The sequence below is a fragment of the Octadecabacter sp. R77987 genome (assembly GCF_042466115.1).
Classification (GTDB): Bacteria; Pseudomonadota; Alphaproteobacteria; order Rhodobacterales; family Rhodobacteraceae; genus SW4.
Genome location: NZ_JAXHBQ010000001.1, coordinates 1206753 through 1230432, shown reverse-complemented (window position 1 = coordinate 1230432; position 23680 = coordinate 1206753). Strand labels below are relative to the sequence as shown.

At 59.5% G+C, this 23680-nt stretch carries 25 protein-coding genes and 1 pseudogene; 14 read left to right on the top strand and 12 right to left on the bottom strand.

The features are described from left to right. Positions 1 to 3: 3 nt before the first annotated feature. Positions 4 to 1412, top strand: a pseudogene (locus SJY21_RS06200) (FAD-binding oxidoreductase). Here SJY21_RS06200 and SJY21_RS06195 read toward each other — a convergent pair. From SJY21_RS06195 to SJY21_RS06185, 3 genes are read right to left on the bottom strand one after another with little or no spacing between them, the layout of a single operon-like run. After that, positions 1409 to 1939: an adenine phosphoribosyltransferase gene (locus SJY21_RS06195; protein ID WP_377507700.1), complete on the bottom strand. Its 531-nt coding sequence runs from the start codon at positions 1937 to 1939 to the stop codon at positions 1409 to 1411. The pseudogene SJY21_RS06200 and the gene SJY21_RS06195 sit on opposite strands and share 4 nt — an antisense overlap. Positions 1940 to 1956: 17 nt before the next feature. Next, positions 1957 to 2628 carry a DUF2927 domain-containing protein gene (locus tag SJY21_RS06190; protein ID WP_377507698.1) on the bottom strand — a complete coding sequence of 224 codons (672 nt, stop codon included), beginning with the start codon at positions 2626 to 2628 and terminating at the stop codon, positions 1957 to 1959. Then, entirely contained in the window at positions 2625 to 3494 is an 870-nt protein-coding gene (locus tag SJY21_RS06185; protein WP_377507695.1) for an S-methyl-5'-thioadenosine phosphorylase, read from the bottom strand. The genes SJY21_RS06190 and SJY21_RS06185 overlap by 4 nt, the downstream gene beginning before the upstream one ends. 197 nt (positions 3495 to 3691) lie before the next feature. On the opposite strand from SJY21_RS06185, the gene SJY21_RS06180 reads away from it, so the two are divergent. Beyond that, on the top strand, positions 3692 to 5359 hold the full coding sequence (locus tag SJY21_RS06180) for a SulP family inorganic anion transporter (protein WP_377513165.1): 1668 nt from the start codon (positions 3692 to 3694) through the stop codon (positions 5357 to 5359). Here the strand turns inward: SJY21_RS06180 and SJY21_RS06175 are convergent. Beyond that, positions 5323 to 6237 (bottom strand): LysR substrate-binding domain-containing protein, encoded by a 915-nt coding sequence (locus tag SJY21_RS06175; protein ID WP_377507692.1) that lies wholly within the window; start codon positions 6235 to 6237, stop codon positions 5323 to 5325. The genes SJY21_RS06180 and SJY21_RS06175 overlap by 37 nt on opposite strands. A gap of 100 nt (positions 6238 to 6337) precedes the next feature. On the opposite strand from SJY21_RS06175, the gene glyA reads away from it, so the two are divergent. Then, positions 6338 to 7654 carry a serine hydroxymethyltransferase gene (glyA, locus tag SJY21_RS06170; RefSeq protein WP_377507689.1) on the top strand — a complete coding sequence of 439 codons (1317 nt, stop codon included), beginning with the start codon at positions 6338 to 6340 and terminating at the stop codon, positions 7652 to 7654. Here glyA and SJY21_RS06165 read toward each other — a convergent pair. Beyond that, positions 7651 to 8256 (bottom strand): flavin reductase family protein, encoded by a 606-nt coding sequence (locus SJY21_RS06165; RefSeq protein WP_377507686.1) that lies wholly within the window; start codon positions 8254 to 8256, stop codon positions 7651 to 7653. The genes glyA and SJY21_RS06165 overlap by 4 nt on opposite strands. 91 nt (positions 8257 to 8347) lie before the next feature. Between SJY21_RS06165 and SJY21_RS06160 the strand changes: the two genes are divergently transcribed. Both SJY21_RS06160 and SJY21_RS06155 read left to right on the top strand, forming a co-directional pair. Beyond that, entirely contained in the window at positions 8348 to 8830 is a 483-nt protein-coding gene (locus SJY21_RS06160) for a GNAT family N-acetyltransferase (RefSeq protein ID WP_377507683.1), read from the top strand. Positions 8831 to 8861: 31 nt separating this feature from the next. Next, entirely contained in the window at positions 8862 to 9674 is an 813-nt protein-coding gene (locus SJY21_RS06155; protein ID WP_377507680.1) for an EcsC family protein, read from the top strand. On the opposite strand, the gene ptsP is transcribed toward SJY21_RS06155, so the two are convergent. Both ptsP and SJY21_RS06145 read right to left on the bottom strand, forming a co-directional pair. Then, positions 9671 to 11923, bottom strand: a complete 2253-nt coding sequence (ptsP, locus tag SJY21_RS06150) for a phosphoenolpyruvate--protein phosphotransferase (RefSeq protein WP_377507678.1) — start codon at positions 11921 to 11923, stop codon at positions 9671 to 9673. The two genes, SJY21_RS06155 and ptsP, sit on opposite strands and share 4 nt — an antisense overlap. Before the next feature lie 102 nt (positions 11924 to 12025). After that, a complete protein-coding gene (locus tag SJY21_RS06145) occupies positions 12026 to 12454 on the bottom strand; it encodes an RrF2 family transcriptional regulator (RefSeq protein ID WP_377507675.1) in 429 nt (142 codons plus the stop codon). Between the two features lie 80 nt (positions 12455 to 12534). On the opposite strand from SJY21_RS06145, the gene SJY21_RS06140 reads away from it, so the two are divergent. Both SJY21_RS06140 and SJY21_RS06135 read left to right on the top strand, forming a co-directional pair. Beyond that, positions 12535 to 12690 (top strand): hypothetical protein, encoded by a 156-nt coding sequence (locus SJY21_RS06140; RefSeq protein ID WP_377507672.1) that lies wholly within the window; start codon positions 12535 to 12537, stop codon positions 12688 to 12690. Then, positions 12687 to 13088 (top strand): group III truncated hemoglobin, encoded by a 402-nt coding sequence (locus SJY21_RS06135; protein WP_377507670.1) that lies wholly within the window; start codon positions 12687 to 12689, stop codon positions 13086 to 13088. Before SJY21_RS06140 ends, SJY21_RS06135 begins: the two co-directional genes overlap by 4 nt. A gap of 66 nt (positions 13089 to 13154) precedes the next feature. Here SJY21_RS06135 and SJY21_RS06130 read toward each other — a convergent pair whose 3' ends face one another. Then, positions 13155 to 14390: an aspartate kinase gene (locus tag SJY21_RS06130; RefSeq protein WP_377507667.1), complete on the bottom strand. Its 1236-nt coding sequence runs from the start codon at positions 14388 to 14390 to the stop codon at positions 13155 to 13157. 769 nt (positions 14391 to 15159) lie between these two features. On the opposite strand from SJY21_RS06130, the gene SJY21_RS06125 reads away from it, so the two are divergent. From SJY21_RS06125 to SJY21_RS06115, 3 genes are all read left to right on the top strand, one after another. Next, a complete protein-coding gene (locus SJY21_RS06125) occupies positions 15160 to 15684 on the top strand; it encodes a hypothetical protein (RefSeq protein WP_377507664.1) in 525 nt (174 codons plus the stop codon). A 90-nt stretch (positions 15685 to 15774) separates the two neighbouring features. After that, positions 15775 to 16284, top strand: coding sequence for a pseudoazurin (locus tag SJY21_RS06120; protein WP_377507662.1), 510 nt, complete (start codon positions 15775 to 15777; stop codon positions 16282 to 16284). 64 nt (positions 16285 to 16348) lie between these two features. After that, positions 16349 to 17314 carry a c-type cytochrome domain-containing protein gene (locus SJY21_RS06115; RefSeq protein ID WP_377507659.1) on the top strand — a complete coding sequence of 322 codons (966 nt, stop codon included), beginning with the start codon at positions 16349 to 16351 and terminating at the stop codon, positions 17312 to 17314. A 12-nt stretch (positions 17315 to 17326) separates the two neighbouring features. On the opposite strand, the gene SJY21_RS06110 is transcribed toward SJY21_RS06115, so the two are convergent. Then, a complete protein-coding gene (locus SJY21_RS06110) occupies positions 17327 to 18193 on the bottom strand; it encodes a LysR family transcriptional regulator (RefSeq protein ID WP_377507656.1) in 867 nt (288 codons plus the stop codon). 98 nt (positions 18194 to 18291) lie between these two features. Here SJY21_RS06110 and SJY21_RS06105 point away from each other — a divergent pair, with 98 nt between their 5' ends. The 3 genes from SJY21_RS06105 to SJY21_RS06095 all read left to right on the top strand — a co-directional run bounded on the left by SJY21_RS06105 (position 18292) and on the right by SJY21_RS06095 (position 21019). Further along, positions 18292 to 18771, top strand: a complete 480-nt coding sequence (locus tag SJY21_RS06105) for a c-type cytochrome (RefSeq protein ID WP_377507653.1) — start codon at positions 18292 to 18294, stop codon at positions 18769 to 18771. Between the two features lie 212 nt (positions 18772 to 18983). Beyond that, positions 18984 to 20384, top strand: coding sequence for a sensor histidine kinase (locus SJY21_RS06100; protein WP_377507651.1), 1401 nt, complete (start codon positions 18984 to 18986; stop codon positions 20382 to 20384). Further along, positions 20381 to 21019, top strand: coding sequence for a response regulator (locus SJY21_RS06095; protein WP_377507648.1), 639 nt, complete (start codon positions 20381 to 20383; stop codon positions 21017 to 21019). Before SJY21_RS06100 ends, SJY21_RS06095 begins: the two co-directional genes overlap by 4 nt. 18 nt (positions 21020 to 21037) lie before the next feature. Here the strand turns inward: SJY21_RS06095 and SJY21_RS06090 are convergent, their stop codons facing one another. Then, positions 21038 to 21466 (bottom strand): hypothetical protein, encoded by a 429-nt coding sequence (locus tag SJY21_RS06090; protein ID WP_377507646.1) that lies wholly within the window; start codon positions 21464 to 21466, stop codon positions 21038 to 21040. Between the two features lie 152 nt (positions 21467 to 21618). On the opposite strand from SJY21_RS06090, the gene SJY21_RS06085 reads away from it, so the two are divergent. Then, a complete protein-coding gene (locus tag SJY21_RS06085; RefSeq protein WP_377507643.1) occupies positions 21619 to 21894 on the top strand; it encodes a hypothetical protein in 276 nt (91 codons plus the stop codon). A gap of 105 nt (positions 21895 to 21999) precedes the next feature. On the opposite strand, the gene SJY21_RS06080 is transcribed toward SJY21_RS06085, so the two are convergent. Beyond that, on the bottom strand, positions 22000 to 22785 hold the full coding sequence (locus tag SJY21_RS06080; RefSeq protein WP_377507640.1) for a polyphosphate polymerase domain-containing protein: 786 nt from the start codon (positions 22783 to 22785) through the stop codon (positions 22000 to 22002). A 93-nt stretch (positions 22786 to 22878) separates the two neighbouring features. Next, positions 22879 to 23460 carry a DUF4956 domain-containing protein gene (locus tag SJY21_RS06075; protein ID WP_377507638.1) on the bottom strand — a complete coding sequence of 194 codons (582 nt, stop codon included), beginning with the start codon at positions 23458 to 23460 and terminating at the stop codon, positions 22879 to 22881. Positions 23461 to 23680: the final 220 nt, after the last annotated feature.

The window sequence follows — 23680 nt, the reverse complement described above, 5'->3', positions numbered from 1 at the left end:
GCAATGCTGAACGGGGTCACGGCAGCGTTCGAGGACGGCTTGCGCAGCCGGCTGCCTGCCGCGACATTTCGCGCTGATACGGCCCCCTATCTGCAAGAACCGCGTGGACGCTGGACAGGGAAGGGGCTGGTGCTTGCGCCCGCCAGCACCGATGAAGTTGCGCTGATCGTCGCGGCCTGCGCGCAGGCGCAGATCGGCGTTGTGCCTTATGGTGGCGGCACCGGATTGGTGGGCGGGCAGTTGCAACCCGATGGGCCAGCGCCCGTTGTTCTGTCACTTGAACGCATGAACGCGATCCGTGCAGTTTATCCGTCCGAAAACGTGATCGTCGTTGATGCGGGCGTCATTTTGGCTGACGTTCATCGCGCCGCGTCTGACGTTGACCGGATGTTCGCGCTGTCGCTTGCATCCGAAGGGTCGGCGCGAATTGGCGGGTTGCTGTCAACAAATGCGGGCGGTGTGAATGTGCTGCGTTATGGCAATGCGCGGGCGCAGTGTCTGGGCCTTGAAGTCGTGCGCCCTGACGGGACGGTCTGGCACGGGCTGTCGCGGCTGCGCAAGGACAACACCGGATATGACCTGCGTGACCTGATGATCGGCGCGGAAGGCACGCTGGGGGTGATCACGGCAGCGGCGCTGCGGCTGGTGCCTGTGCCTGCCGAGGTTGGCGCGGCGATCTTTGCCGTGCATTCGCCCGTGGCAGCACTGGAACTGCTTGCGCTCGCTGGAGAGCGGCTTGGGGATACGATCAACGCCTTTGAACTGATGCACCGCCAGGGGCCGGATTTTCTGGCCGAGGTGGGGCCGGAGGTGGCGCGGCCATTCACGGATCAGCCCGACTGGATGGTCCTGATTGATCTGGGCTTGCCGCGGGGGCTGTCGCCGGATGATGCGCTTGGTGATCTTTATGGTGCCGCCGATGCGGCAGGGTTGGTCACGGACGGGGTGATTGCGCAGTCCTTGGCGCAACGCGCCGCATTCTGGCATCTGCGCGAAAGCATCCCCAGGCAAACCGGCGGATCGGGTCAATCTCGTCCCATGATATTTCCGTGCCGCTGTCCTGCATCCCCGATTTCATTGCGCAGGGCGGGGAGACATTAGCGGCAATTGGCGATTTTCGGATCAATTGCTTTGGCCATCTTGGGGATGGCAATCTGCACTACAACGTCTTTCCGCCCCATGGCGCATCACGCGACGATTTCCGCGACAGTCGCGATGCAATCAAGACAGCCGTGCATGATCTGGCGCATTCGTTCGGCGGGTCTGTGAGCGCCGAACACGGGATCGGGCGCTTGAAGGTGGATGATCTGGAACGCTACGGCGATCCAGCCAAGCTGGCGATGATGCGCGCGATCAAGGCCGCCCTTGATCCCGATGGTATCATGAACCCCGGCGCGGTGCTGCGCACCTAGTCGCCGTCAAAGGTGCACAGCGCATGCACATCCATGCCCAGCGTTTCCAGCCGCGTCCGCCCGCCAAGGTCGGGCAGGTCAATGACAAAGGCACAACCAATCACCTGCCCACCCAGCCGTTCGATCAGTTTGATCCCTGCCTCGGCAGTGCCACCCGTAGCCAGCAGATCGTCCACAACCAGAACCTTGGCACCGGCCTGAATTGCATCGTCGTGCATTTCCATCACCGCCTCGCCGTATTCCAGCGCATAGGCCTGTTCGATCGTTTTGCCGGGAAGTTTGCCCTTTTTGCGGATCGGCACGAAACCCTTGCCAAGCTGGTGCGCGATTGCGCCGCCAAGGATAAAGCCGCGCGCCTCGAGCCCGATGACAACGTCGATATCTTCGCCCGCATAGGGGTGCAGCAGTTGGTCAACCGCCATACGAAATCCGCGTGGGTGCGCGAACAGGGTCGTCACATCGCGAAACATGATCCCTTCATGCGGGAAGTCGAGGATCGTGCGGATGTAGTCTTTGACGGTTTTCATGAATATGTCCTGCGAGGTCAATTTGCGTTGGCGTAGTGGCGTGCGATGGCCATCCGGTCCTGTGGGCCAAGTTTGCGCACCGAGTTGGAATCTTCGGAAAAGATCGAGCGGTCGTCATAGAACGGATTGCGGATATCGGTCAGCAGGCCAAGCCCTTGGGTCAGCTCTTCGAGCATGATGGAATCTGCCTCGTCCAGCGGGATGTCGCTGGCAAAGACAATCACGGCTTCGGTGATCTCAAGGTTGCCGTTCCACCAGACCTGCACGATTGCCGCGCCGATTTCCACGCCTTCCAGTTCGGGAACACCGATGCCGGTGATGTCGTCACCCGCAACGATGCTTTGCAGATAGATCGCGATATCCGCGCTGCCGGACTTGTAGGTGCGGCGCAGTTCGATCGCGCCGGTGACGTTGTTCAACTGCTGGATTGCCCGATCAAGTGACTGCGACAGGGCGCGTTCAAGCCCCGCCGGAAAAGTGATGGGGACCGGTTGAAAGGCGACGGTGATTGCATCACCGTTGGGCGGCACCCAGCGCACATAGGGCCCTTGGCACTCGCCCCCCGGTCGCGCACCGCAGGCAACGGTGTTGTAAAAATCATCATCCGTCAGGGGGCCGTTGCTGGCGATGAATTCCTGCGCCGAAACGGGCAGGGACAGGGCGAACAAAAGGGCGGCAAGATATTTCACAGCACACGCCCCGCAACCGCGTCCAGCTTTTTCACAAGTGCGGGATCGCGTTTGTCGGGCGCCGTCATCACAGCGTGATCCAACGCGCGGTCACAGCCGCAGGGGCAGTCAACGCGCGTGCCACCCAATAGGGTGGGAAGCTGGCTGATCAGGCTGCGCGCATTGGCGGAATTCGCGCCAAGGGTGGCGATGATATCGCTGATGTCGACTGCACCGTGATCAGGGTGCCAACTGTCAAAATCGGTGATCATCGCGACCGAGGCGTAGCAGATTTCCGCCTCGCGGGCGAGTTTGGCTTCGGGCATGTTGGTCATCCCGATGACATCGCAGCCCCATGCGCGATACATCCTGGATTCCGCCACACTTGAAAACTGTGGCCCCTCCATCGCCAGATAGGTGCCGCCGCGATGGGCGGTGATGTCGGCGGTTTTTGCCGCGGCTGACAGGATGTCGCCAAGGCGCGTGCAGGTCGGATGGGCCACGCTGACATGCGCCACGCATCCCGTGCCGAAAAACGACTTTTCGCGCGCGAAGGTCCGGTCGATGAACTGATCGACGATCACGAAATCACCCGGCGGCATGTCCTCGCGAAATGAACCACAGGCGCTGACGCTGATGATATCGGTCACGCCCAGCCGTTTCAGCGCGTCAATATTGGCGCGATAAGGGACAGTTGACGGCGTGTGAACATGCCCGCGCCCGTGGCGTGGCAGAAAGGCCATATCGACGCCGTTCAAGCCCCCAGTGAGGATTTGATCGGACGGCGCGCCCCAAGGCCCGTTCACAGTGCGCCACGTTGCCCCGTCCAGCCCTTTGATATCGTAAACACCTGATCCACCGATGATTCCGATTGTCGTCCGGGGCATGTGGCTTGTCCTTTCGCGCATGGGTTGTCCCCAGTTTGGCGCGCGGCTGTTGAAATGAAAAGTGGCCAGCACGCAAAAATGACGTGTGATGCCTGCAACACCGCGCAATGGGGCGGCCAAGGGGCGTGACATTGCGCCGCGCGCCCGATAGGTGGGGTCAAAATCCGAAAATACAGGTGACTCTCTTGCCCAAAGCCATGCTCGCGGCCTTTGCCCAACGTCTTGATGACCATGATCTGAAACCCACGACCAAGGGGTTGACCCCATCTGTGCTGCGCACCGAAGTGCTGTCGGGTCTGACGGTTGCGCTGGCCCTTGTCCCCGAGGCCGTGGCCTTTGCCTTTGTTGCCGGTGTGCATCCGCTGGTCGGGCTTTATGCGGCGTTCATCGTTGGCTTGATCACGGCCCTGATCGGCGGGCGTCCGGGGATGATTTCGGGCGCGACGGGGGCATTGGCGGTCGTGATGGTCAGCCTTGTGGCGCTGCACGGCGTTGAATACCTGTTTGCGACCGTCATTCTGATGGGGCTGATCCAGCTTTTTGTCGGCTTCATGCATTGGGGCCGGTTTATCCGGCTTGTGCCGCATCCGGTGATGCTGGGCTTTGTGAACGGCCTTGCGATCGTGATTTTCCTTGCGCAACTGGGCCAGTTTCAGGTGCCCGGATCGGCCGAAGGTGGCGGCGGGCACAGGATGGCCAGCGGTGAATGGCTGACCGGCGCGCCGCTGTTCCTGATGCTGGCCTTGGTGGCGCTGACCATGGCGATCATCTGGGTCATGCCACGGATCACCAAGATCGTGCCGGCCCCGTTGGCGGGGATCGGGATTGTCGCGGCGATTGTGATTGGCCTTGGGCTTGAAGTGCCGCGCGTCGGCGATCTGTCCTCGATCAGCGGGACGTTCCCGCCGTTCCACATGCCGTTCAGCTTTGGTGGCGAAGGCGGGGTTGGCCTTTATGGTGATATGCTTGCGCCGTTCACCCTTGAAACGCTTTATATCATCGCGCCTTTTGCTGTCATTCTGGCGGCGATCGGCCTGATCGAAAGCCTGCTGACCCTGAACCTTGTCGGTGAAATGACCGGCAAGCGTGGCGGTGCGTCACAGGAATGCATCGCCCAAGGGGTTGCCAATACCGTGACCGGCTTCTTTGGTGGCATGGGTGGTTGTGCGATGATCGGCCAATCCATGATCAACGTGAAATCCGGCGGACGCACCCGCATCGCGGGGATCGTTGCGGCCCTGTTTTTGCTGGCCTTTATCCTGTTCGCCAGTGGTCTGATTGAACAGATCCCACTGGCCGCGTTGGTGGGCGTGATGTTCATGGTGGTGATCGGCACATTCGCGTGGAATTCGTTGACGATCCTGCGCAAGGTGCCGCTGACGGATTCCTTTGTGATTGTGCTGGTCACGGTTGTCACAGTCTGGACCGATCTGGCCACCGCCGTGGTGGTTGGCGTGATCGTGTCGGCACTGGCCTATGCATGGAACAACGCGCAGCGCATCCATGCGATCACCCGCGAAAGCAACACCGAAAAAGGGGCCAAGGTCTATGAAATCGAAGGGCCGCTGTTCTTTGGGTCAACGGACGGATTCAACGAAATCTTTGACGTTGAAAATGACCCCGATACCGTGATCATCGACTTCAACCGCAGCCGCGTGGTCGACCAATCCGCGTTGCAGGCGATCGAGGCAATCGCGGGCCGTTACGAGGACGCAGGCAAGCAGATCCGCCTGCGCCACCTGTCGCGTGACTGCCACCGTCTGCTGACCAAGGCAGGGCACCTGATGATCGACAGCGACGATGATCCCGATTACGAAATCGCCGCCGATTATTCCGTGCGCACAGGGGTGCTGGGCGGGCATTGATTGGCCGTCAGGACGTCTATCAGGCGGCGCGTTACCGTTGAGGGCGCGTGCGCGGGTGGCGTTTCAAGCATCAGCGCGCTTCCTGTGGCGACAGACTGTGCGAACGGGCGGCAAAGGCTGCCGTCTTCAAGTGCAGGCTGCACAAGGCACGCATGGCCCATCAAAATGCCGGCGCCCGCCTTTGCCTCGTCCAGAGCCAGCGCATAAAGCGAAAACTGCGGACCCTCCGTCAGATGCGCACCGTTCAGGCCTGCGGCACGGGCCCACAGTGGCCAATCGCGCGCCCAGGCTTGATCGTGCAGCAGGGTGTGGTGTGCAAGATCCTGCGGTGTAGTGATCCGTGCCGCCAGCGCGGGGGTGCAGACCGGAAAGATCGTGTCATCCACCAGTTCAAGAGCGCCCGGCGCGCTTGCGGGTTCGCGCATGAACAGACTGGCATCGAAAAGCTCGCGCGCGAGGTTGGGTGGTGCCTCGGTGACAGTCACCGAGATTTGCACATCGGGAAGGGCGCGACGGATCGCACGCAAACGCGGCGACAGCCAGAGTTGTGCAACGCTGGGCATGGCCGCGATATGCAACGCGGTGTGGCGGGCAGACTGGCGCAGATCGCGCACCGCTTGCCCCAGCGCGTCAAAGGCCGTGCCAAGGGTCGGGATCAGGGCCGTCCCTGCTGGCGTCAAGGATACACCCTGTGCGCGGCGGTGAAACAGCGTGACCTGCGCCCAGTCTTCAAGCGATTTGATCTGCTGGGAAACGGCGCCCGCCGTCACGCATAGCTCCTCGGCGGCGGCGGCAAAGCTGCCCAGCCGCGCCGCGGCTTCGAATGCGCGCAATGCGTTCAGCGGTGGCCCTTTCGGGCGCATGGGCGAGACTGCCATAAATTACCCCTAGAAAATCTAAAGCCAGCATCTGAAATTCTGGTTTGCAGTGCAAGGCGAAGTTGGGAAAGCTGGCGGCAACCATCAAAGGATCAAGATCATGACCATCGCGCGCAGGGCCTGGGTGCCGGAAAATTGCGAAACGCTTGTGCAGGGGATTGCGGGGCAGACGGCGGCGGCCACGTCGGGCGATATCCTCCACCGGATAGACGCGCTGGCCGCGCGCAATCGCGATATCCACGAACGCGAGTGTTTCAACCTGAACCCGGCCACCAACGTGATGAACCCGCGCGCCGAGGCCTTGCTGGCCTCTGGCATCGGGTCGCGTCCGTCGCTGGGCTATCCGGGTGACAAATACGAAATGGGTCTTGAGGCGATCGAGGAAATCGAGGTGATTGCCGCCGAACTTGCCGCCGAGGTGTTTCAGGCGTCGTATGCCGAAATTCGCGTGCCATCGGGGGCGATTGCCAACCTTTACGGCTTTATGGCGACCTGCAAGGCGGGCGATACGATCATTGCGCCCCCTGCCAGCATCGGCGGGCATGTGACACACCACGCAGACGGGTGTGCGGGGCTTTACGGGCTGCGCACGCTGGATGCACCGGTGAATACGGATGGATATACCATTGACGTGGACGCCTTGCGCGACATGGCCAAACGCGAGCGCCCCAAGCTGATCACCGTGGGCGGCAGCCTGAACCTGTTTGAACATCCCGTGCGCGCCGTGCGCGACATTGCCGATCAGGTTGGTGCCAAGGTGATGTTCGATGCGGCCCACCAATGCGGGATCATTGCCGGGCGCGCGTGGTCTAATCCGCTGGCCGAGGGCGCGCATTTCATGACGATGTCCACATACAAGAGCCTTGGCGGGCCTGCGGGCGGGTTGATCGTGTCCAACGATGCCGAAATGACCGAGCGGCTGGACGCCATCGCCTTTCCCGGCATGACGGCCAATTTTGATGCGGCGAAATCAGCCGCCTTGGCGGTGACGATGCTGGATTGGCGCGATCACGGTGCCGCTTATGCGCAGGCGATGATTGATATGGCGATGGCGCTGGCGGGTGCTTTGGGCGCGCGCGGGGTGCCTGTGTTTGGCGGCGCGCAGGGGTTTACGGCCTCACACCAGTTTGCCCTGCACGCAGCTGCCTATGGCGGCGGGCAGGCGGCGTCGAAAAAGCTGCGCAAGGCCGGGTTTCTGGCCTGCGGCATCGGCTTGCCGGTTGATGACGTGGCGGGCGACATGAACGGGCTGCGGTTCGGGACGCCTGAACTGGTGCGCTGGGGCATGACGGCGGCGGATGCACCGCGCCTTGCCGATCTGATCGCGCGGGCACTGGCCAGCAATGATCCTGCCGCCCTGCTTCCCGAAGTGTCCGCGTGGCGGGCCAGCTTTGACAGGCTGCATTTCGTCAATTAGTCGGTTGGTCGTTTTATGCTGAAGACCTCGCGCACGGCCGTGTAATCGCTGTAGCCAAGGCGGGCGAGGGGGGTGAAGCGGGTGACGTCAAACCGCCCGTCAACGATGCAATCGTCGCGCAGGTGCACGCCCGTAACCGTGCCAAACACGACGAAATTCGCCGCACCGTCCAGTTGCACGATCTGCGTCATCTTGCATTCCAATGCAGCGGGCGCCGCGGCGACAAAGGCACAGTCAATCGTGCGGCAGGCGTCTTTTTCCAGCCCCGCATCCGCAAATTCGTCCACATCGCGCGGCCAAGGCCCGCTGGTGCGGTTCATCGCATCACGCATGGCGTATTCCACGATATTGACTGCGAAAACGCCTGTTTCGCGGATATTGGAAACACTGTCCTTGGTGCCGATCCGGTCACCCTTGGCGCTGGTAGATGCAAACATCACCTGCGGCGGGTCATAGGCAACCGCATTGAAAAACGAATAGGGCGCAAGGTTGTCGCCGCCATCGGCCCCGCGTGTTGAAATCCAGCCAATCGGGCGCGGCGCGACGATGGCACTGAACGGATTATGCGGCAGGCCGTGGCCCGTTTCGGGTTCATAAAACATAAGGCTGGCTGGTTATCCCAAGGCTCTGATGACGGTCTAGGCAGGCATAACCTGTTTGCAATGAAAGCAAAACAAAGGTTCAACGTGATCCATGGAAATCGCAATCGAAACCGATGACGACTGGTGGGAGGTCGAAGCGCTGTTTGACCTTAGCTTTGCGCCCGGGCGCGAGGCGCTGTCGTCGTATCGTTTGCGTGACGGGGTGCCGCCTGTGGCCGACCTTTGCCTAGTGGCGCGTGAATACGGTGTCGTCGGGGGGGCGATCCGCAACTGGCCGGTGAAAGTCGGGGGCAAGGCTGCGTTACTGCTGGGTCCCGTCGCGGTCCACCCGACACGTCAGGGCGAAGGTTTGGGCGGTTATCTGATGCAGGCCGTGATCACAAAAGCGCGCGCGCTGGGCTGGACACGGGTGATGCTGGTGGGTGATGCGCCATACTATGCCCGTTTCGGTTTTTCGCGCCTTTCGGGCGTGACCATGCCGCCGCCCACGAACCCTGATCGCGTGCTTGGGCTTGCGCTGCAAAGCGGGGCTTGGGACGGGGTTGGTGGCCTTGTTACGCGCTTTGGTGATTGAAAACGGTCTGCGCCGTGCCAATCTATAAGCGATGGACAACGATCTGCCTGAAATGAAACTGGTCAATCCCGAACCTGCGCTGATCCCGCTGAATGAAATCGCGCGCGCCCGTGTGGCGGCCCTTGCAGCCCGGCAATACCGCGCCAATGGCGTGATCATGCAGATGGTGAATTTCGTTGGTGGACAGGTCGAGGACGGGCTCAAGCTGTTGCCCGCCCAGACCCGCCAGCAGGTCGAGGGTGCCGCGAAACACGCGCTGCGCAGTTCCTATGACATCGCAGGGCACACGCGCGGCCGGATTGGTCAGCGCTTGGTCGGAACGGACCGTGCGCACCGTGCTTTGGCAACGATTTCCGGCGCTTTGGGCGGGGTTGGCGGCTTGCCGACGGCGCTTGCGGAACTGCCAGTGGCCACCACCGTGATTTTTCGCGCGGTGCAAGGAGTGGCGCAAGCGCACGGCGAAGATCCGATGGCGGAAGACACCCGTCTTGAGTGTCTGCGCGTTTTTGGATCGGGCGGGCCGGGTAAGGAGGACGATGGCATCGACACCGCCTTTATTGGCGCGCGTCTGGCGTTGTCCGGCGCGGCTGTGAATGGCTTGATCGCCCGCATTGCCCCGCGCTTTGCGGCTGTGTTGTCCCAAAAACTGGCCACGCAGGCGGTGCCGATCCTTGGTGCGGCGGCGGGGGCCGGCACGAATTACGCCTTCATGACCTATTACACGGAAATGGCGCATGTGCATTTCGGGCTGCGGTCCCTGGCGCGTGACCACGGTGCCGACGCAGTTCTAGCCGCCTTTCATGCGGATTTGGTCGCGCAAAAGCTGCCCGTCAAACGCGCCTAGCCGGTGGCGTTCTGATCGCGCAGCCAGTCCGAAACAGCGCCGCGCACCGATTGGTCGCCGCGCGCACGGGCGGCGTCGATCACCGCTTTGACCTCGCCCAGATTGCTGCGCCGTAACAGGTGTTTGACTGGTCCGATTGATGCGGGGCGCATCGACAGGGTGCGCAAACCCAAGGCCGCAAAGCACAGGGCTTCGACCGGGCGGCCCGCGTCTTCGCCGCAGAAACTGAGCGGGGTATTGGACGCAGCGCAGCGGGTGATGATCTGTTCAAGGAACGTCAGGAAACTGACATTGAGCGTGTCATAGCGCTTGCGCACCCGTTCGTTTTCACGATCCGCAGCAAAGAAAAACTGCTTGAGGTCGTTACCACCGATCGACAGAAAATCGACTTCCTCAAAAAAGACTTCGGGGGCAAAGGCAAGGCTGGGCGTTTCCAGCATCGCCCCGATTTCCACTTTTGCGGGCAAAGGGTGCTCTAGCACGCGTTCGCGCGCCATGGCCTTGTCCATTTCGATGCGCGCTGCGCGGAATTCTTCCAGTTGGGCGATGAACGGGAACATAACGGCCAGTGGTCGCCCGTTGGCGGCACGGATCAACGCCTGCAACTGCATGCGCAACACACCCGGTTTATCCAGCCCCACACGGATCGCCCGCCAGCCCATCGCGGGATTGGGTTCGTCGTTGGGCTTCATGTAGGTCAGGACCTTGTCGGACCCGATATCAAGCGTGCGAAACGCCACCCGTTTCCCGCCTGCAGCATCCATGACCCTTGCATAAAGTGCGGAAAGTTCAGCCCGTTGGGGCATCTTGTTGCGGATCAGGAATTGAAGTTCGGTGCGAAACAGCCCGACACCTTCGGCACCCGACCCGGCAAGCGAAGGCAGATCAGCCATCAGCCCAGCATTCATATGCAAGGCAATTGTCGTGCCGCATTTGGCTGTGGCGGGCAGGTCGCGAATGGAGGCATAGCGTTCCTGCGCGCGGGTCAGCATCGCGATCTTGTCCTGAAACGCGGTTTGCACCGCATCGTCGGGGCGCAGGTGCACGATGCCCTGTTCGCCATCAACCAGTATCGCATCGCCGTTCAAAGCCTCGGTCAGCACCCCCTTGGCGTGGATCACCAACGGGATCGCCCAGGCACGGGCAACAATGGCAGCGTGGCTGCCCACCGAGCCTTCCTCGAGCACGATTGCGCGCAGGGTCTTGCCATAATCCAGCAATTCACCCGGTCCGATGTTGCGCGCCACAAGGATCGGATTTTCCGGCATTTCCGCGCCGGTGTCCTTGCCCTGGCCGGTCAGGATGCGCAGCAGGCGGTTGGACAGATCGTCAAGGTCGTGAAGGCGGTCACGCAGATAGGCATCGCCCGATCCGTTCATGCGGGTGCGCGCAAGCGACTGTTCTTTTTCAACGGCCGCTTCGGCGGACAGACCGTTGTCGATGTCTGCCTCCATCCGGCGCATCCAACTGCGCGAATTGGCAAACATCCGGTAGGCCTGCAAAACTTCGACCTGTTCGGCGTCCACGGTCGTTGTCTGGTCAAGCATCTGATCGACGGAAATGCGCAGGGTGTCGATTGCCTCGCGCAGGCGCGCGGTTTCGGCCTCGGGGTCGTCGGAAATCGGATTGGTGACGACCACGCGGGGTTCGTGCAGGTAAACATTCCCCGCCACAGCGCCTTCCTGACCGACAGTGCCTTTGATCATGACCGGCTGCTGATGACGCGCCGAAAGGGCTGCGCCATCGCCGACAAAGGCACCCAGTTCGGTCATTTCAGCGATCACCATCGCGACAACTTCGAGGGCGTAAACCTCGTCGGCGGAAAATTCGCGCGCATCGCGTGATTGCACCACGAGCACGCCCAGCACATCGCCAAGGCGCTGCACGGGAACACCGCAGAAGGATGAAAACCGTTCTTCGCCTGTTTCGGGCATATAGCGAAACCCTTTGGCCGAGGGCGCGTCGGCCTCGTTGACGGTGCGTTTGGAGCGCGCGACACGGCCCACCAGCCCTTCACCAAGGCGCATGCGGGTTTGGTGCACCGCTTCGGCTTGCAGCCCTTCGGTGGCGCAAAGTTCAAGGGTTTCGCTGTCGCGGAACAGGTAGATTGAACAGACTTCGGTCTGCATCGAGGTTGCAATCAGCCGCACGATTTCATCAAGGCGCGCCTGTCCGGCGCTGTCCTTGGCCATTGCATCGCGCAGGCGGCCCAGCAGCTTGCGGCTTTCTGTTTCAACCTTTTGTGGCATTCTGCCCCCAGTTCATTGCCCTACCTATAGGCGAGTCGGCGGGTAAGGGGGAGAGGAAAGGTTGCCCCCGCGCTGCCCGAAATTTGGGCGGCTTGCAGTAATTCATGGCGTCAGAAGGGCCGAAAGGGCGCCGCGCTGCGCTGTCACATCGGCCAGTGTGTATCCGTCAAGCGTGGCAAAAAAGGCCTCTTGCGCCTGTGCCAACGGGTCGCGCAGCCCGCAGGCGGGCAGGATCAGGCAGGAGGACTTCGTGCCGAAACATTCGACCACGGGGCCGCTGCGTTTCACGGCGCGCACGACCGCGCCGATGGTGATCTGGTCGGGTGCGTGCGCCAGCGTTAACCCGCCACCGCGTCCGCGTTCCGATTTGACAAAACCTGCGCGGGCCAGTTCGGTCGCGACCTTGGACAGGTGGTTGTCCGAGAGATCAAACAGCGCCGCGATTTCCGACGTGGCCACGCGATCAGGCGCGCGCACGGCGAGGGTCATCAGGATGCGCAGGGCGTAGTCGGTGAATTTATCAAGCTGCATGGGTTTTATTTAGCATTTACAATGCGTATTTAAAAGCAGTAGTTAATCCGCATCCGAAATACCAGATAAGGAGCGCCCCGATGACATTTTCCGATATTGTTTTGTGGCCCGGCACCAAGGCCTGCGAATACATGGGCGTGGACCCCGAAGGCGACGCGGGGTTGATCCGCTGGATGATCAATACGTTGGTTTACCTGTCGGTTGCACTTGTGATCGTCTGGATCATCGTTGCATGAGCCTGCCGCCGCGCATTGATGTGAGTGAGGCGCAGATTGATGCTGTCGTGGCGCGGTTTTACGCGCGCGTGCGCACACACCCCACACTTGGCCCCGTCTTTGCCGCGCATATCTGCGACTGGCCGACCCACGAGGAAAAGATCGGACGCTTTTGGCGTAACGCGCTGTTGTTGCAGCGTGTTTATGACGGCAACCCGATGCAGGTTCACGCGCAGGCGGGCAATGTTCACGCCGCGCATTTTCCAGTCTGGCTGACGCTGTTTGACGAGGTGTTGGAACAGGAGTTGCCGCCCCTGTTGGCGCAAGGCTGGTCAATTCTGGCGCACCGGATCGGACGGGGGTTAAGCTATGGATTGCCGCGGGAACGGGATGACGTGCCGCGATTTGGTGGCGTCTAGGGCGATTGATAGCTCATGGGGCAGGCCGCCGATCGCCCGGCGCCTGCGGCTTGATTTCGGGCGGTCTTAGGCCTTTTCCAACTCGAACGCGTCGTGCAGGGCCTGCACGGCCAGTTCCATGTATTTGCGATCAATCAGCACGGAAATCTTGATCTCGGATGTGGTGATAACCTTGATGTTCACGCCCTCATTGGACAACACCTGAAACATTTTCGCCGCAACGCCTGTGTGGCTGCGCATCCCGATGCCGACGACCGAGACCTTGGCGACACCTTCGTCAGCGACCAGATCGTGAAAGTTGATGCTGCCGCTTTCCTTGGCCGCGTTCATCGCCTTTTCGGCGCGTTTCACCTGATCGACGGGGCAGGAAAACGTCATGTCCGTGCGCCCCTCTTCCGAGATGTTCTGCACGATCATATCGACGTTCACACCTGCCTCGGACAGGGGCATAAAGATCGCGGCGGCGATGCCGGGGCGGTCGGCCACCGAAATCAGCGTCATTTTCGCCTCGTCGCGGGAATAGGCCACACCGGCCACAACATTGGATTCCATGATTTCCTCCTCGTCACAGACGAGCGTTCCTGCGTCGTCGGACTGTTCCTCGAATGATGACAGCACCCGCAGGCGCACCTTGTAGCGCATGGCCAGCTCGACCGAGCGTGTTTGCAACACTTTCGCACCCAAGGACGCCAGTTCCAGCATTTCTTCAAAGGCGATCTTGTCGAGCTTGCGCGCCTTGGATGTGATGCGCGGGTCGGTTGTGTAAACGCCGTCGACGTCCGTGTAGATATCGCAGCGCTCGGCCCCGAATGCAGCGGCAAAGGCCACGGCGGTGGTGTCAGAACCGCCACGGCCCAGCGTGGTGATCCGGCCTTCGGGGCTGACCCCCTGGAAACCGGCGACAACGGCCACGCGCATGCCTTCGCCGAACTTGGCCATGATATTGTCGGTCGGGATGTCTTCAATGCGGGCATTGGAATGGGCGCTGGTGGTTTTCACCGGCACTTGCCAGCCCTGCCAGCTGCGCGCGGGCACGTCCATTTCCTGCAAGGTGAGGGCCATCAGGCCAGCGGTCACGTTCTCCCCGCTGCTGACCACCGCATCATATTCGCGCGCGTCATAAAGCGGCGAGGTATCGTTGACGAAGCCGACCAGCTTGTTGGTTTCGCCCGACATGGCCGACACGATGACGATCACGTCATAGCCCTTGGCCACTTCCACGCCGATACGTTTCGCAGCGCGGTGGATCCGGTCAACCGTGGCGACGGACGTGCCGCCGAATTTCATCACAAGAACGGGCATGACGCTCCCTTACTTAAGTCGCAGCCCTCATAAGCGGCGCGGGGGGCAAGGGCAATGGGGAGGATGTGTTGGCTGGGGAGTGGACAGTCGGTCAAGTTGCAACGAACGGCAGCTTCGAGCCCAACTTGTGAATTCGGTTTTCTCTCTGCGTGCGCTCGCAGCACAGATTATGCTGCGTATGCATTGGCTTGAGCACGGCAATGCGGCGATAAGAGCGGCCCTTCGTGTCGTGCGCGGCGATATTTCGTGGGACAATGAGCAAGGCGCGGATAAAACCGCCTTATTCAGTTGCGGCTATTGCTAACGCAGCATTTGTTCGCCATTGCAGCACTGGTTCTTCGTCAGCGCAGCGAGATTCACCAGACCTGCCATTGGGATGATCCAAAATGGTTGGACTCTACACCGACCGGTCCGATGCGTCCGCCCAGAAGGTTGCCGTATCAACGGCCAGCGCGGTTTTCGGGGCGCAGAAGAGCAATGCCATAAGGCGGCAACATCAACCTGAATAATGCCAGCCTTGTTCGAGATAGGGCCACTAGTCGGGCGTCGAATTTGAAGGCGGTTCCAGAAACGCTGGTAAGAGTGAAATCTATACTATTGGTAAATGCCGACGGCCCCAAACGCCCTTCAGCCCAAGGTCTGAAACAACACCGGACCAACGACAGTGCCACCTTCGATCATCACAAGGCACTCTCGGAACAGGCGAACGGCTTTTGCCAAGTGCAATGCCTGAATTCGCCGTACGATTGGCCGCTCACAGGAGATGAGAATGATTGGACTGAAACCTTCCCAAAGAGCCTTTTTTGCATTCGTGCTTGCGCTCTTGATGTCGCTTACTGGTCTCACGGTTCAGGCCCAGACCGGCGGCACACTCGATTGCATCATCGCGTCCAATGATGGCCGAAACGGATTTCGAACCGATGAAGTCACAAGATGCCGGATTGATACCGCGACGGGGAATGCAGCTTTCAGCTTCAAAGGGGAACGGCGTACCCGAACCTATGTGTCCGTCGAACCGCTGACCACGCGACATCTGGAGGCCGCGACCTATTGGTTGAACCGTGTCGGGCAATTGCGTTTCCCCGCCAACACCAATCCCGCGGGGCTTGATCCACGTGGGTTTCTCCAAGCAGCCTCGCAGGCCACACATGGGTTCGTTCTGACCCGAAACAAGCGGAATGGGGGGCAAGCCGTGAACGTCGTCTTTGTCACCGATGGCATCTATCGGTCCATTGATTTCTCGGGGACTAACCTCAGAGAAATGCCATCGGGTCTTTTGACGACGGCACAATGACTTTCGCTAGTATGCGTAGTCCCCCAAGGTCCGGCGCGCTTTGACACCCTACCCCCAGCAAAGCGCGCCGGACCGTCAATTTGACGGCGCATGAACCGTGCCGAAGCCCATCCCCTTCCGGTACATATCCTTGCCGCGCCCAGTTCAATTCACAAAGGAAAGACTATGACATTAGGCAGACTTACACTCGGATTGGTCTTCAGCGCGGCAATCTCATCAGCCGCGATAGCAGAGGATTATGAAGTTCAGATGTTGAACCGCGGTGATACTGGAACCATGATCTTCGAACCGGCCTTCTTGCGCATTGCGGTCGGTGACACTGTGAAATTTGTCGCAACAGACAGGGGCCACAATGCTGAATCGATTCCGGAAATGATCCCCGAAGACGCCGACGTCTTTGAAGGCGCTATCAACGAAGAAATCGAAGTGACCTTCGACGTCGACGGCCTTTATGCCGTGCGCTGTAAGCCGCATTTCGCGATGGGAATGGTGATGACGATTGCTGTCGGCGACATCGCAGGGGCCCCCGAAGGCTATCTTGATGGCCGCATTCCCGGTGGCGCCATGTCACGTTTTGAAGAACAGCTTTCCAATCTTTGACTCATCCTGAGATGGGGCGATGCAAACTCCCCTTCGACCGACCCCAAAAAGTATGTGTATCACCATGACCCTGAAAACCGATCATAGCCTCTCACTCACGGACCACCCCACGGCGCAGCGTGGTTTTGCGCGCAATCGTAGACGTCTGGCCATAACTGCAACGGTCTTCGGCGTCGTGCTCGCTGTTCCCACCTTCGCGCAATCGCCGCTTTGGCCCGACGTCAGCGCGCTATTGACCGAGCGTTGCGTGTCTTGTCACGCAGGTGAATTCGCGCCCTTAGGGCTTGCCCTTGATAGCCACGAAGGTGTCCTTGCCGGGTCCGAAAACGGACCTATCGTCGTGCCGGGTGACGTCGCTGAAAGTAAGCTGCCCACACGATTGCGTGAGGGCGAACAACCACAAATGCCTTTGGATGGCCCGCCCTTCCTTGAACCCGATGAAATTGCCCTGATCGAGGCTTGGATTGCCGAAGGAGCACAGCTTGACGCCCCTGCTGGGGTCGTTGAAGAGCCACCCGTCGACGATGGAATTGTGACCTTCTCGGATGTTGACGCCATCTTGCGACAGCGCTGCATTGTCTGCCATTCGGACAATTCGAGATACCCGTCGCCACCAGAAGGCTTGCGGCTTACCAACCTTGAGATGGTGCTGCGCGGGGGCGAGCGTGTGGTCGTGGTTCCCGGCAACGCTGAGGCCTCCGAACTTTGGCGTCGCGTCGCGGGGTACGGGTCCCCTAGAATGCCGTTTGACGGCCCGCCTTGGCTGACCGACGCGCAGATTGAAACCATCCGCATTTGGATCGAGGAAGGTGCCGTCGACGATGCGGGCAACCCAGCCCCAATGCCTGTCGGCGCGCGCATTCGGCTAAGGGGCTATGTGACAGGCCCAAATGAAATTGACGGTGCAAGGTTTTCGGTAACGGGCCAAACCCGTGTCGAGGATCGGCTCTCGCTTGGTGACGAAGCTGAAGTTCGGGGCCGGATCACGCCCGATGGCACCATATCGGCGACGAGGCTCCGCGAACGTTAGGGACCAAGTCGTTCAATCGTGATAGTGTCCCGCCAACACTTCATGCCGCCCAGCCAAGTAAGTCTTCAGTCGGTCTTGAACCAACTTCAACTGCTGGGTTGTGTCCGTATCCATGTGATGGGCAACCCAGACCGGCACGCTGATCTCGGGCATGCGTTTGGGCAACCGGACCAAGCGCGTGTCACTGTCACCGACAAAGCAGGGAAGGACAGCAATGGCGCCCGAATGCACTGCAAGTTCGCGCAATGTCAGAAAACTGTCGCTCGCCGTGGTAAGCGTTTCAGGGTCAAGCTCATCGGCCATCCATTTCGCTGCGACGGATCGCGACGGCGGCCCTGTCAAGCCGTGCCAAGACTGCGCGTGTTCATCGACCGCATAGGCCGCAAAACCGATTTTGGTTACTGCGTCGCCGATCAATTCTTCGGACAGGTTCACAGTAGGGCGCACCACCATATGAGCTTGCTCTCGGATCAAATCCAAATGCGTATTGCTGCTCAAGAGCGTGACGTTGAATTGGCGGTCTTCCTGCGAAAGCTGGGCTGCGAAGTCCGGTAGGATCATGGCGCACATCGTGTCGGTTGAAGTGATCCTAACATTGCCTGTCAAAGCTGCGCGACCGCCGCTTGCCAGACGAGCAACTTCGTTCATCGCTGACTGAGCTTCTTGCGCGGCATGGATGACATGCGCACGATCGGGTAGCAGCCGGTAACCCCTTCGGGTTCTCTCGAAAACCGGCGCTCCATGGCGGTCTTCAAACGAGGCGACATGGCGCAGAACGGTCGCGTGGTTTACGCCCAATTGCTTTGCCGCCTGCAACACCGAACCGGTCTCGGCGACAGTGAGTACGTAGCGTAAATCGTCCCAGTTTTCGTTGTGCATTTTTTGGTACCCTTGAGCGCATTAATTCGCACTGTTCCCATATTTTCGAACAGTTAGGCTGACGGCAACCCTGTTCACAGCCAACAAGGATTCTCCAAATGCGAACACCAGTTCTAGCCGGTCTAACCGCCGCTGCGGTCTCGATCGGCGCGCTTGTCGGCGCCGATGGTCACATCAGCGCCGAACAGATTGAAACCTCTGTGAATGCCCGCCAGTCTCATATGCAGCTTTACTCGTTCCATATCGCGACCCTTGGCGGAATGGCGCAGGATAAAATGCCCTACGACGCAGCTGCCGCAACTGCCGCCGCCGATAGCATTGTCGCTCTGACGACATTGTCCCAGTCTCGCTACTGGCTGCCGGGAAGCGACAGCGAATCCTTCGAGGGATCCCGCGCACTTCCCGCGATCTGGGCTGAAGGTAGTGATGTTGGTGATAAGGGCGCAGCTTTTGTCGAAGCGGCATTGGCGATGCAGGCCGTTGCCGGAACCGATCTTGATGCCTTGAAGGCCGCGATGGGCCCGCTCGGCGGAGCATGTGGAGACTGCCACCGCAACTATCGTGTGCGTAACGAATAGGGCCGTCGCTTTAAGCAGTAGATCGAAACTACGGGACTCTGTGCCGCGGGTCGTCAGGCTTCGCGGCACAATTTGCGTTGGGGCTGGCAATAACGCCAAGCGGTCACGCCACCCCACGGCCTTTTCCCTCGAATGATCCGAGTAGCCAAGGTTGACCTGTTATCAGACCTTAGTCGGTGTAAAAATGTGTTGGCGGCAGATATATGTCTTTGATGACAAAACTTGCTGAAGTGCTCCATTGGCGCGAGCTGACTTTGCCGGGCCAATTTCTGATTGCCGGCGCTACTGTTATGATTGTTGCGATGGTTCTCGTCGGCAATTGGGTATCCAACCGGATTGAAGAGTCGGTCGTTCAGAATTCGGCGGCGTCGGCTGCCCTTTTCATGGAAAGCTTCGTGTCACCTCTCAGCCAAGAGCTGGCTGAAACGGACACGCTTTCTCCACCTGCGCGACAGGCGCTTGCCGAAATGTTCGATGGAACTGCGCTTGGTGAAAGGGTGGTGTCTTACAAGATCTGGTTGGATGGCGGGCTGATTGTGCATTCTTCTGACCCGGACCTTGTTGGGCAGGTCTTCGAACCCTCCGATGAATTGAGGGCGGCTTGGTCGGGACAAGTTGCATCAGCCTTCGAAGACCTCAACGATCTTGAGGATGAGGCCGAGGCAGAGCTGGGTATCCCGTTGCTTGAAGTCTATAGCCCCATCCGCCAAGTCTGGACGGGTGAGGTGATCGCGGTTGCTGAATTCTATGAGGTCGCGGAACAACTGAATGCTGACATGCGAAGTGCGAGGCAGACCAGCTGGTTGGTCGTCGGCAGTGCGTTCCTGTCCAGCGGGTTGCTGCTGTTCTGGATCGTTCAGGCGGGTGGCCGCACAATCCGGCAACAACGGCATTCCCTGACGGAACAACTTACCAAGACCGAGAAAGTCTCGTCACAAAATGTTGATCTTCGCCAGCGCGCAGTCGCGGCATCATCCCGCGCCACCGCGCAGACAGAACGTGCCATTCGCCGAATTGGGTCGGACCTTCACGACGGTCCCGCGCAATACCTGTCTCTTGCCTCATTGCGACTGGACGAAGCACTGGATGGGCAAGAAGCGCTATCCAAAGACGCGGGATTGGTACGCGAAGCCTTAGATAAGGCGCTGGACGAGTTGCGTATCATTTCACGCGGCCTCGCGCTTCCTGATTTGGATGGGTTAGATCTGGAATCACTGGTTGCGCGCGCGGTCAAGGATCACAATCGCCAAACCGGTCTTAGGGTCATCATCGATCAGGAATTCCCGAAAAACGCCTCGCTGAATTATGCGCAAAAATTGTGCGTTTTCCGCTTCTTGCAAGAAACGCTTTCAAACGCGAGCCGTCACGCCAAGGTTGATCAGGTTTCTGTAGCGACCTCAGCCAATGACCAGGCTCTGACAGTTACCGTGGCCGACCAAGGGGTGGGCTTTGACGGCAATCGTCCGCGCAAGGTTAGAACCGATGGAGGTCAGGGCCTGTTCGGACTGACCGACCGAGCAGAGAGTATCGGCGGCCACCTCAATATCTCATCCAATCCGGGCGTCGGCACGACGCTGACACTCACCTTGCCCTTTGAAGAGGCCTCGCTATGACCATTCGCATCATCCTCGCTGACGACCACCCGATATTCCGCGACGGGCTTGTTCATAGCATCGAAGAAACCGGCACCCTCGAAGTGGTCGGGATCGGTGGCTCCGCCGAGGAGGCTGTCGCACTTGCTGCCCAATACAAACCCGACGTGGCGTTGCTCGATTTGTCGATGCCCGGCAACGGCATTACGGCCGCCGCCCGCATCGCGCAAGCGGGCACAGCCGGCGCGATTGCAATGCTGACCGTGTCCGAGGACGGCGCCGACGTCACCGCTGCCATGCAAGCGGGCGCGACGGGGTATATCCTCAAAGGGGTCTCTGCGGCTGAATTGCGTGGCATCCTGCAAAAGATCGCCGCAGGTGAAGCGCATGTTTCACCCGGACTTGCTGCGCAAATGCTTCGGATCATGCAAAAGAGCGAGAAGGCAGAGCACCGGCCAATTGACGATCTGACAAAGCGTGAGGAAGACATCCTGAAGGGTGTCGCGGCAGGCAAAAGCAATAAAGAAATCGGGCTCGATCTCAAAATCCAGGAGAAGACCGTCAAGCACTACATGACGATCATTCTAAGCAAGTTACAGGCCCGGAACCGTGTCGAGGCCGCGCTGATCGCGCAAAAGGCTTGGGCCGAGAAGTAGATTCGGATGTCGCGGGCGCTAATTCCCCGCCAAGGCCCGCATGCGCCTCCAGTCATCGTAAGTTGCACTACGATTGGCGACCATGCGCCCCTGCGGGTCAGTCAGCAGATAGCGGCCATTCAGGATTTTCTCGTCCCACCCGTTTGGATATCTCAAATGCAGATTGGGGATCGGACTTTGCAGTTGATCTGATCCGGCGCCCTGACCATTCGGGCCAGTCCGCTGGACATCGTCATCGTCATCGTCATCGTCATCGTCGTCATCATCTTCATCGTCGTCGTCGTCGTCATCGTCATCATCATCGCCGCCACGCCCTCGTCCACGTCCTTGGTCGGCATGCGCGAATTCCACCCCGAACAGGAACGTGCCGTCTTTCGCCCTCTCGATCACAATCGGGAAGGGAATCAGCAGGAGGGTCGCGAGTAAGAGCTTGATGAACTTCAACATTTCTCTGAATTCTTGTGATGGTTCATGAGATGTGGCGAGGCACACCCCCTTCCTATTTAGAGGAGGGAGTGCGCGTTAGCATCGGACGAAAGTCTGGCAATTGGTTAAGACTTCCTTAACCGCTGAATGCCGACCTAAACGCGGCACTCCGGATGCTCGATCAGATCGAGCGGATCATCGCAGCCAGAGCCACCGGGGATGCGGGGGCGGTCACGCCCGCTGGAGCGATCACCGTCGCGGTCGTCGCGGCCACCGCGATCATCATTGCGGTCGTCATCCCGATCGTCATCACGGTCACGGTCGCCGCCCCGACCACGTCCACGTCCCTGTCGGACAAGTTCAATATCGCTGTCATTTTGAAGGAAGGATGGTGCGCTTTGATCAGAGGGCAACTGAAGGTCAATGCTGATTGGCGTTCCGGCCATTGAAATGCTGGGTGCCATAAATCCTGCTGTTGCAAGGATTGCGCTGGCGATGAGGTTCGAGGGCTTCATGGGGTGTCTCCTTGGACTGGTTTCGATGCCCTCAAAGTCTCATGCCGCGGCGGAGTTCGATATCGACGAAGGGCCGTGCAAATGCGCGAAAAGGTCTGATGGTGTTTCAGACCAAAGGCCTAAAGGCTGCCACGACGGAGCGAGCCCCAGCTGGCGCATGGTCGGCAAGAAGTGGTTGTAGCGCGAAACCTGCCCCATCGCGGCCATACCAACGCAGTACTTCGAGCACCGCTTTGCCGGACGTACCTTGGCGGAGCGCAACAACACGTCCGCAACGCCGCGACCGTTGGCTGACTTCGTCTCGACGATGAACAGGTCTGATCCGGTTTCCAGATTGCGTCCGTTTGCCGAAAACTTCAGATCGGTATCAATCGTCATCCGTTCGCCCCCTTCGCGGGCCACCAAAGTGATCCGCCGGTATTGCACATCAAGTGATGGGACGAGCGCATAGTCGAACGGCTTTTCGTATTGGGTGCTGTAGGTCGTCTGCGCGAAATCCGTCGCCTCACGGGTCAAGGCATCCAGCGTTTCGGGATCATAAGGCATGCGATACTTCTCAGTCATGCCGCGCTGGCCTTTCACTTTAACCTCAAGAAAACAAAGCCCTGCATCCACATAGCGCCGCACCCGAACCTTAAAGCCTTTTCTGACGCCCTGATGGTGTTCGAAATAGGCGCTTTTGGCGTCGTCATCGAAGTAACGGGTGGCATAGGTAAAGGACCGTTGTTTCTCGATATCAAGAATATCGAAAGTCTGGGCAAGGTCAGGAACAAGCGCGCGCAACGTCGGGCCTTCGACAACGAACTTGTTGTCGATCCGGCTCATCATTTCAGCCTTTCCGTTCAGTCCTTCCAGCGAAATGGGGGCAAACGGCGCAGTCAGCCAATCTGTTGAGGGAACGTGTTTCATCGGGAACTCCTATGTACGGAAAAAGACGTTGATGCGGGCAAGATCGTTGACGTAATTCAACTCGATGACCTGAAAGGTCATCACATCGACCCCCAATCTCTCGGAAAGGTCTGCGCGCATCTTCTCGGTATCGGAGAGGGCATGAGGTTCGATCCGGTCAAGGGTCAGCTTTGCGCTGCTCGCAGATTGCAGAAATCGTGGGTGATCCAAAATCCAGGCTGCCGCCAAGACGAAGACGATAATCACCGCGACGAACCCTAGTCCCGTGCCCAACACGGAACAAATCACAGCAACCGCTATCGCCCCGAAGAAATAGCAGATTTCGATTTTGGAAATCGCCTCGGATCTCAGGCTGAACAGGGCCAAAATGGCAAAAAGACCGAAACCGGCAGCGATGCTGAATTCCACACTCGACAAGATCGTCAGAACTGCGAAAGCAAAGACGTTAAACATTGCGGCAGTCGTTGCTAGTTCCTTGTCGCGGTAGCGGCGGTAGAACATGCCGAACATCAGGCAAATCATCGCAAACGTATTCAGAGCAAATCGAAGCGCCAGTTCTACGATTGGATCGCTCAGGGTCAGTTCAGTCATGTGGTCTTCCTATTCAACACTAGGACGTCGGCGGGGCGAACGTCATAAATCTTTTACAGAACTGTCACATTGCGACGTGCCAAAGACCTGCCATGGGTCGGACCAAAGTTCGGACTAAGGGCTGAAACTCAAATGGTTGCGAAACATCTGCATGCATCATTGCGATACCCTCGCTCGGATTGATTCAAAGGGAACGTCATGGACTGTCGACCAAAGGCGC

Coding starts and splice junctions, on each gene's coding strand:
- SJY21_RS06195 (WP_377507700.1), bottom strand. CDS start 1,939: ATGAAAACCGTCAAAGACTACATCCGCACGATCCTCGACTTCCCGCAT.
- SJY21_RS06185 (WP_377507695.1), bottom strand. CDS start 3,494: ATGCCCCGGACGACAATCGGAATCATCGGTGGATCAGGTGTTTACGAT.
- SJY21_RS06180 (WP_377513165.1), top strand. CDS start 3,692: ATGCTCGCGGCCTTTGCCCAACGTCTTGATGACCATGATCTGAAACCC.
- SJY21_RS06175 (WP_377507692.1), bottom strand. CDS start 6,237: ATGGCAGTCTCGCCCATGCGCCCGAAAGGGCCACCGCTGAACGCATTG.
- glyA (WP_377507689.1), top strand. CDS start 6,338: ATGACCATCGCGCGCAGGGCCTGGGTGCCGGAAAATTGCGAAACGCTT.
- SJY21_RS06165 (WP_377507686.1), bottom strand. CDS start 8,256: ATGTTTTATGAACCCGAAACGGGCCACGGCCTGCCGCATAATCCGTTC.
- SJY21_RS06160 (WP_377507683.1), top strand. CDS start 8,348: ATGGAAATCGCAATCGAAACCGATGACGACTGGTGGGAGGTCGAAGCG.
- SJY21_RS06155 (WP_377507680.1), top strand. CDS start 8,862: ATGGACAACGATCTGCCTGAAATGAAACTGGTCAATCCCGAACCTGCG.
- ptsP (WP_377507678.1), bottom strand. CDS start 11,923: ATGCCACAAAAGGTTGAAACAGAAAGCCGCAAGCTGCTGGGCCGCCTG.
- SJY21_RS06145 (WP_377507675.1), bottom strand. CDS start 12,454: ATGCAGCTTGATAAATTCACCGACTACGCCCTGCGCATCCTGATGACC.
- SJY21_RS06140 (WP_377507672.1), top strand. CDS start 12,535: ATGACATTTTCCGATATTGTTTTGTGGCCCGGCACCAAGGCCTGCGAA.
- SJY21_RS06135 (WP_377507670.1), top strand. CDS start 12,687: ATGAGCCTGCCGCCGCGCATTGATGTGAGTGAGGCGCAGATTGATGCT.
- SJY21_RS06130 (WP_377507667.1), bottom strand. CDS start 14,390: ATGCCCGTTCTTGTGATGAAATTCGGCGGCACGTCCGTCGCCACGGTT.
- SJY21_RS06125 (WP_377507664.1), top strand. CDS start 15,160: ATGATTGGACTGAAACCTTCCCAAAGAGCCTTTTTTGCATTCGTGCTT.
- SJY21_RS06120 (WP_377507662.1), top strand. CDS start 15,775: ATGAACCGTGCCGAAGCCCATCCCCTTCCGGTACATATCCTTGCCGCG.
- SJY21_RS06115 (WP_377507659.1), top strand. CDS start 16,349: ATGACCCTGAAAACCGATCATAGCCTCTCACTCACGGACCACCCCACG.
- SJY21_RS06110 (WP_377507656.1), bottom strand. CDS start 18,193: ATGCACAACGAAAACTGGGACGATTTACGCTACGTACTCACTGTCGCC.
- SJY21_RS06105 (WP_377507653.1), top strand. CDS start 18,292: ATGCGAACACCAGTTCTAGCCGGTCTAACCGCCGCTGCGGTCTCGATC.
- SJY21_RS06100 (WP_377507651.1), top strand. CDS start 18,984: ATGACAAAACTTGCTGAAGTGCTCCATTGGCGCGAGCTGACTTTGCCG.
- SJY21_RS06095 (WP_377507648.1), top strand. CDS start 20,381: ATGACCATTCGCATCATCCTCGCTGACGACCACCCGATATTCCGCGAC.
- SJY21_RS06090 (WP_377507646.1), bottom strand. CDS start 21,466: ATGTTGAAGTTCATCAAGCTCTTACTCGCGACCCTCCTGCTGATTCCC.
- SJY21_RS06085 (WP_377507643.1), top strand. CDS start 21,619: ATGCTCGATCAGATCGAGCGGATCATCGCAGCCAGAGCCACCGGGGAT.
- SJY21_RS06080 (WP_377507640.1), bottom strand. CDS start 22,785: ATGAGCCGGATCGACAACAAGTTCGTTGTCGAAGGCCCGACGTTGCGC.
- SJY21_RS06075 (WP_377507638.1), bottom strand. CDS start 23,460: ATGACTGAACTGACCCTGAGCGATCCAATCGTAGAACTGGCGCTTCGA.